The sequence below is a fragment of the Streptomyces sp. ActVer genome, assembly GCF_027270795.1.
GTDB lineage: Bacteria > Actinomycetota > Actinomycetes > Streptomycetales > Streptomycetaceae > Streptomyces > Streptomyces umbrinus_A.
Genome location: NZ_JAPWHT010000016.1, coordinates 42,969 through 49,890, shown reverse-complemented (window position 1 = coordinate 49,890; position 6,922 = coordinate 42,969). Strand labels below are relative to the sequence as shown.

Annotated in this window: 6 protein-coding genes; 4 read left to right on the top strand and 2 right to left on the bottom strand. The window is 67.6% G+C overall.

Annotated elements, in window-relative coordinates; genetic code table 11:
- Both O3Q52_RS04895 and O3Q52_RS04890 read right to left on the bottom strand, forming a co-directional pair.
- On the bottom strand, positions 1 to 1,046 hold a 1,046-nt coding region (locus O3Q52_RS04895), incomplete at its 3' end, for a histidine kinase dimerization/phospho-acceptor domain-containing protein (RefSeq protein ID WP_269647542.1).
- Complete coding sequence (locus O3Q52_RS04890; RefSeq protein WP_269647541.1) at positions 1,033 to 1,713, bottom strand: response regulator transcription factor; 681 nt, start codon at positions 1,711 to 1,713, stop codon at positions 1,033 to 1,035. The genes O3Q52_RS04895 and O3Q52_RS04890, both read right to left, overlap by 14 nt.
- 725 nt (positions 1,714 to 2,438) lie before the next feature.
- On the opposite strand from O3Q52_RS04890, the gene O3Q52_RS04885 reads away from it, so the two are divergent.
- The 4 genes from O3Q52_RS04885 (at position 2,439) to O3Q52_RS04870 (ending at position 6,846) form a co-directional block, all read left to right on the top strand.
- Positions 2,439 to 3,461, top strand: a complete 1,023-nt coding sequence (locus O3Q52_RS04885; protein WP_269647540.1) for a hypothetical protein — start codon at positions 2,439 to 2,441, stop codon at positions 3,459 to 3,461.
- 116 nt (positions 3,462 to 3,577) lie between these two features.
- On the top strand, positions 3,578 to 3,940 hold the full coding sequence (locus O3Q52_RS04880) for a hypothetical protein (RefSeq protein ID WP_269647539.1): 363 nt from the start codon (positions 3,578 to 3,580) through the stop codon (positions 3,938 to 3,940).
- A gap of 222 nt (positions 3,941 to 4,162) precedes the next feature.
- Entirely contained in the window at positions 4,163 to 5,188 is a 1,026-nt protein-coding gene (locus O3Q52_RS04875; protein WP_269647545.1) for a LacI family DNA-binding transcriptional regulator, read from the top strand.
- 59 nt (positions 5,189 to 5,247) lie between these two features.
- Positions 5,248 to 6,846, top strand: coding sequence for an FAD-dependent oxidoreductase (locus O3Q52_RS04870; protein ID WP_269647538.1), 1,599 nt, complete (start codon positions 5,248 to 5,250; stop codon positions 6,844 to 6,846).
- The last annotated feature ends 76 nt before the right edge of the window (positions 6,847 to 6,922 follow it).

Here is a 6,922-nt window from a genome sequence, read left to right as displayed (position 1 = left end):
ATGGGGGTGCGGGTGTCGAGGCGGGCGAGGAGCAGCAGGTCTTCGGCGAGGGCCTGGAGGCGGTGGGTCTGTCGTGCGGCGGTGGTGGCCGCGGCGGGCCAGTCGGGGCGTTCCGGGTAGGTGAGCGCGACTTCCAGGCTGGCCAGCAGTGTGGTGAGGGGACTGCGCAGTTCGTGGGCGGCGTCCGCAACGAAGCGGCGCTGCTGGGCGGCGGCGTCGTCGAGGCGTTGGAGGGTGGTGTTGATGGTGGTGGCCAGGGCGGTGATCTCGTGTCCCGCGGCGGGGACAGTGACGCGTTCGCGGGGGTCGCTTGCGGTGACCGAGGCGGTGAGGACACGGATGGCTTCGACCGGCCGCAGCGCGATGCGGACGGCGAAGTAGGCGACGGCGGCGATCAGTACGAGGCTGACGAGCCCGGCCCGCAGCAGCCGGCGGTCGGTGGCCTCGGTGATTGCCTCGGCGATGTCCTCGCCTGCGTGTGGAAGCACCACCACATAGACCCGCAGCTGGGCGTCGGCGGCGACACCCAGAGCGGCGACTCTGTCGCTGCTCAGTTCATCGGCCCTGACATCGTCGTACATGACCTGGTAGGTTCCGCCGTCCTTGCCGAACCGGTCCCCGGGTGCGGAGTCGGGGCGCGCCGGCAGGCGCACGGGACGGGTCGTATAGCCCCAGTTCGGCCCCTCGTCCGGTGGGGCGGGCAACTCGGCCTTCGGTGGGGCGGGCAGCACATGGCGGGTGCCGGGATCGAACTCCTCCATGCCTCCGCCGTAGGCGACGGCGGCGCGTCGGCCGGTCGCGACGATCTCATACGGCACGGTGCTTCGGCGAGCGGGAACCGCACCCTTCTCCAGCTGATCGACGAGAGCCAAGAACTGTTTCTCCGTCTGCCCTTGGGCGATCCCTGTGCTCTCGCGGTAGACGTCGCGGTGTACCCACCAGCCGATGCTCACCAGGATGACGGCGGCGGCTGATGCGGCGGCCAGGGCGGTGCGGGCTCGTACCGAACGCGGCCACCAGCGGCGTCGCGGCTCAGTCTCGTTCACGGTCGTCCACCAGTCGGTAGCCGGTACCCCGTACGGTCTGCAGGGACTGCCGGTCAAACGCGGCGTCCACCTTCTTGCGCAGGGCGCTGACGCGCGCCTCCACCAGGTTGGGATCCAGGGCTTCGTCGGGCCACGCGTGATAGAGCAGATCCGTTTTGGGGACCGCCTGGCCCGCCCGGCGGGCCAGCAGCTCCAGCACGGCGAACTCCCGGGGTGTGAGGTCCACCCGGGCCCCGGCCCGGCGGCAGACCCGGCCGGCGACATCCAGCGAGAGGTCGCCCACGGCAAGGACGGGCGGGGCGACCGTGGCCGCTCGCCTGACCAGGGCTCGCAGCCGTGCGACGAGCACCACGTAGGAGAAGGGTTTGGCCAGGTAGTCGTCGGCCCCCGTGTCCAGGGCCTCTGCCTGATCCCACTCCCCGTCCTTGGCGGTGAGCACCAGGATGGGGGTCGCGTTGCCCTCCCGGCGCAACTGGGCGCAGACCTTGTAGCCGTTGAGTCCGGGCAGCATCAAGTCCAGTACGACAAGGGCGTATTCGCCGGTCCGGGCCATCCACAGTCCCTGCCGGCCGTCATGGGCGAGGTCGACACTGTAGCCCTCGGCGGTCAGACCGGTGTGCAGGGTATGGGCAAGGTCCACCTCGTCTTCGACCACCAGGATGCGCATGGGGTGCAGCCTCGCACAGCGCCGGCCTGCCTTCCTGATCGGCCGGTCAGGTTGGATCAGCAACTGGTCAACGAGGTCCGGGCACGCTGGCGGAACGTCTTCGCCACTGCTGAAAGGCCCTGCCACCGATGGCCATTGATGAGTTCAACATTGTCAATGATACGGAAAATACTCCTCAGGCACACTCTCAGAAAAGTTCCCTGCTCTCACGCCGAAGACTCCTCACTCCCTTGCTCTTGCCGGTTACATTGTCCGCCCTTCTCGGTATATGGAGAATTCGCAGAGAAGGAACCTTGTGGCATGACGAGGCTGTGACTCTCGAATTGGCTTCCCGTAGCCTGCCGGACCTTTGGCAGACGCTGGGTAACATAGACGCCGTGCATGGAGCATATTACCTTCTCATGCATGGGCTGTTTGGCCTCTTCGGGACCGACCTCCTGGTGCTGCGTCTTCCCTCTGTTCTTGCCGGTGCGCTGGCAGCGGCAGGAGTCACAGCGCTCGGGGTCCGATTGTCAGGGACGCGAGCTGGAATACTGGCAGGCCTTTCCTTCGCAGTACTCCCAGATGTTCAAAGATATTCTCAGGAGGGGCGCTCGTACTCACTGGTCTGCGCACTTGTGGTCTGGGCCACATATTCTCTTGCGAGTGCGACACTCAGTTGCCGCGCCCCGGTAATTACCGGGCGTAGAAGTTCGAGGGTGCCGTGGATCATATATGGCGCTCTCATGCTGGCAGCGTGCATTCTGCATCAGTTCGCCGCCCTTGCCCTGGTAGTACATGCCTTCGCCGTGCCGGATTATGCGCGGCGCACTTGGGCATACACCGCACTTTTGGTTGCGACGGGAGTCGCACCCCTCGCGGCTCTGGGAATGGCGCAATCCGAGCAAGTCGCATGGATCGACGGTGTCACCGTTAGTGAATACCAGCTCTTCGCGATACTGGCTTCCTTCGCGATAGTGCTGTCCTACTTCGCATCATCAGGGAACGCCGGCAAAGTTTCTCCTGAAGCGCCTTTCAGTCTACGGGCGATCGCCCTACCTCTGTTCATATTGCCCACTGCCCTTCTCATGCTGATTTCTCTTTACAAGCCTTTCTATGTAGAGAGGTACGTGCTCTACGGCCTCGTCGGCCTGGCGCTCCTTCTGGGGGCCGCGCTTGACCGCATGCTCGGGCTAGGGCGCAGCCTGCAAGTAACTGCAGCGATTGCTGTCGCGTCGGCAATCGCACTGCTCATACCCGAGTCCCTTAATCTGCGGACGCCGGAAAGCCGATCGGACAATGTCACCGCTCTGGCAATAGTCCTGTCCAGGGAATACGCTCCTGGTGACGGGGTTCTCTACTTGTCCGTGAAGAGGCGTGCATGGTCGCTGGCCTACCCTTCGGTGAACAGAGGGATGTCCGACCTTGCCCAGGAGCTCACTCCGGCAGCCTCGCACGACCTTTACGGCACCGAATTGCCCTCCCCTCAGATCCGCGAGCGCATGCGCAGCAGCTCACGAATTCTCGTAGTAACGGAACCCAAAGGCGTTCGTGCCGAAAGCAACGGGACAGAGGTAATGAAGGAGAGGGTTCTGGAAGAATATTTCACCAAGGACGACACCATACAAATCGACGGGGCTCAGGTCATTATTTACGAGCCCCGTACAGCGGCTACCGAGGCTGAGCTCACGGTGTCCCAGGAGCTGACGGTTCGTCACCCCTCAGGCGTGCCCGGAGCTCGGCGAAAAGGCCGCCCAGACAGCCGTTGACCGCCTCGCTGCATGAGACGTCGCAGGCGGCTGCGGAAGATCTTCGCGCCGGGCTCCACTGCTCTCGGAGCGGGCAAATCAGCCTCAAGGATGTGTGGTGCTTCAGTTGCGACGAGGTGGCCGAAGCTGAAGCCCAGTTCCTGGAGATCGACGACTCGTTCGACGTCGACCACAGCCGCACCCCCGACGACCTGGCCACCATCGGCCGCAACGCAGAGTCGGCAACTCCGGTCCCGCGCCCGGTCTCACAGACACCGACGAACCGGGCGACCGCACCGCATCACGCTGCGGGATTCGACGCGACCACCGTCGAGGAACGGCGCGACGGGGCGGGCGCGTTCTGGGCGGACGTCGTCCGCGAGTCAGGGGCGGCGGCCGCACTCCGGACGGCCGCCAGGTCGACATCGAGGTCGCGAAGGCGGGCCGACCGCTCGGCGGCTCCTCCAGCGACGGTCCGTACGACTACAGCGTCCACCTGACCGTCGCCACGCTCGTCCACGGCACTTCTGTTCCACCTCTTGACCCGCTGGGCAGAGAGGTGCAATCTCTCGTCAATGCGCATTAGGTAATACGCATTAACGATGCCGTCGCCGACAGCGCCAGGCCCTGCCCCGGAGGAGAGAAGCACTGTGGAACCCAGGAAGCGGCCCGGACGTACGCCCGCTCCGGCCGGTCGGACGTCGCGGCCCCGGCAGGCCGAGGTGGCTCGGCTCGCGGGGGTGTCGCAGGCGACCGTGTCCCTGGTGCTCTCCCCGAAGCCCGACGGCAAGGGGCGCATCATCTCCGAAGAGACCCGGCAGCGGGTCCTGGAAGCGGCCCGCAGCCTCGGCTACGTACCCGACCCGGCCGCACGACGACTGGCCGCCGCCCGCAACAACCTGCTCGGCGTCTTCAGCTTCACCGCCACGTTCCCGACCGATGTGCAGCACTCGTACTACCCCTTCCTGGTCGGCGTGGAGCGCGAAGCAGCGGCGCTCGGTTACGACCTGGTGCTGTTCACCGGGTCGAGCACCGGCGGCGCGGGGGCCGCGGGTCCCGACGCCCTGAGCCGGGTCCGGCTCGCCGACGGCTGTCTCTTCATCGGTCGGCACACACCCCGGGCAGAGCTCAAGCGGCTGGTCGAGGACGGCTTCCCGGTCGTGCACCTGGGCCGCCGCGAGGAACTGGAGGGCGTGGCATGGGTCGGCGCGGACTATGTCGAAGCCACACGTGAAGTCGTGGGCCATCTGGCCGAGTTGAGGCATCGACGGATCGTCCTCGTCCGTGAGGACGACGACGCGCCTGCCTCGGCGGACCGTCAGCGCGGCTTCCTGGAAGGGCTGGAGGCAGCGGGTCTGCCTTCCGGGCCCACGACCGTCTTCCGGTCCGCGGATCCGCAGCGGGACCTGACGCCCGAACGGCTGCGCGCCTGGGCCGATGAAGGAGTGACTGCCTTCGTCGCTGAGGAGACCGACACCGGGGCGGCCTGGAGGGGCCTGCTCTCCGCCGTACGCGAGGCAGGCCTCGACTGTCCCGGAGAGGTATCCCTCGCCCTGCTCGGCAGCCCGCCCGCCGACCTGGCGGGTGAACCCGAACCGACCGGATTCGACATCCCGCGGCCGCAGTTGGGCGCCGCGGCCGTACGTCTGCTGGCCGCGCTCGTCGCGAGCGAGGAGGCGCGGGAACCACTCGTCAGCTGCGTCTTCCGCCCGGGCCTGACGGCCGCACCGCCGCGTGCTCGTTCCTGAAAACACGGTCCCCACAGACCCCTCTCCCCCACTGAACGCGAACAGCAGCAAGGAGAAGCGTGATACCCGAAGCAGACATCCTCGTCGTGGGCGGCGGCCTCGGCGGCGTGGCCGCCGCACTCGCCGCCTGCCGGGCAGGACGCAGCGTCGTGCTCACCGAGGAGACGGACTGGATCGGCGGCCAGCTCACCAGCCAGGCCGTACCGCCCGACGAGCACCCGTGGGTCGAGCAGTTCGGTACGACCGCGTCATACCGGCGGCTGCGCGAGGAGATCCGGAGGTACTACCGCCACTGGTACCCCCTGCGGGCCGAGGCCCTGACACTCACCGACCTCAACCCCGGAGCGGGCCGCGTCAGCAAGCTCTGCCACGAGCCGAGGGTTGCCCTTGCGGTCCTGGAGGGCATGCTCGCGCCTCACCGGGCAGCGGGACGACTGACCGTTCTCACCGAGCACCGGCCGATCTCCGCCGAGTCCGACAACGATGTCGTACGGTCGGTGACGCTGGAGGACCTGCGCGACGGGACACATCGCACGCTCACCGCGCGGTACGTCCTGGACGCCACCGAGACGGGTGAACTTCTCCACCTCGCGGGCATCGAGCACGCCAACGGGGCCGAGGCACGCGCCGAGTTCGACGAACCGCACGCCCCGGACGAGGCCCAGCCTCTCAACCAGCAGGGCATCACGGTCTGTTTCGCGCTCTCCCACCACGAGGTCGAGGACCACACGATCGACCGGCCGCAGGACTACGACTTCTGGCGCACCTACCAACCCTCGTTCTGGCCGGGCCCGTTGCTCGGCTTCGAGGCACCCGACCCGCGCACGCTGGAGCCGGTGCCGCGGACCTTCGTACCGAATCCGGATCTCGATCCGCTCGGCGTCTCGGCCGACCAGAGTGCCGACGCCGGTGACAAGGAACTGTGGGGCTTCCGCCGCATCCTCGCCCGCAAGCTGCACTCGCCGGGCGCCTTCGACTCCGACATCACGCTCGTCAACTGGCCGCTCAACGACTACTGGCTCAAGCCGTACATCGGGCAGGAGGCGGAAGCTCTGGGCGAGGCACGGCAGTTGTCGCTGTCGCTGCTGTACTGGCTGCAGACCGAGGCGCCCCGGGCGGACGGCGGGACCGGCTTCCCGGGCCTGCGGATCCGCCCGGACGTGACCGGCACGGCGGACGGCCTGGCCAAGGCGGCGTACGTCCGTGAGTCCCGCCGTATCAAGGCCGTCACCACGGTCACCGAGCACGATGTGGCGATCGACCTCGTCGGCCCACGCGGCGGAACGCGCCACCGCGACTCGGTGGGCGTCGGCAGCTACCGCATCGACCTGCATCCCTCGACCGGCGGCGACGACTACATCGACATCGGGTCCGTGCCGTTCGAGATCCCGCTCGGCGCGCTCGTGCCGCGCCAGGTGCGCAACCTGCTGCCCGCCGGCAAGAACATCGGCACGACGCACATCACCAACGGCTGCTACCGGCTCCATCCGGTGGAGTGGAACGTCGGCGAGGTCGCCGGTGCCCTGGCCGCGCACTGCGTGGCCGAGGACGTCGAGCCGCACCAGGTGCAGGCCGAGGACAAGCGGTTCGAGGAGTTCGGGCGGCTGCTCGACCGCGACGGAGTGCAACGCCACTGGCCGGACGTACGCGGCTACTGAACAACCCCCGCGTGGGCGGGAGTTCGGGCACGGCGGCTCCACCCGCCCCGCCCGGCGACCGCCCGCGTGAACCGAT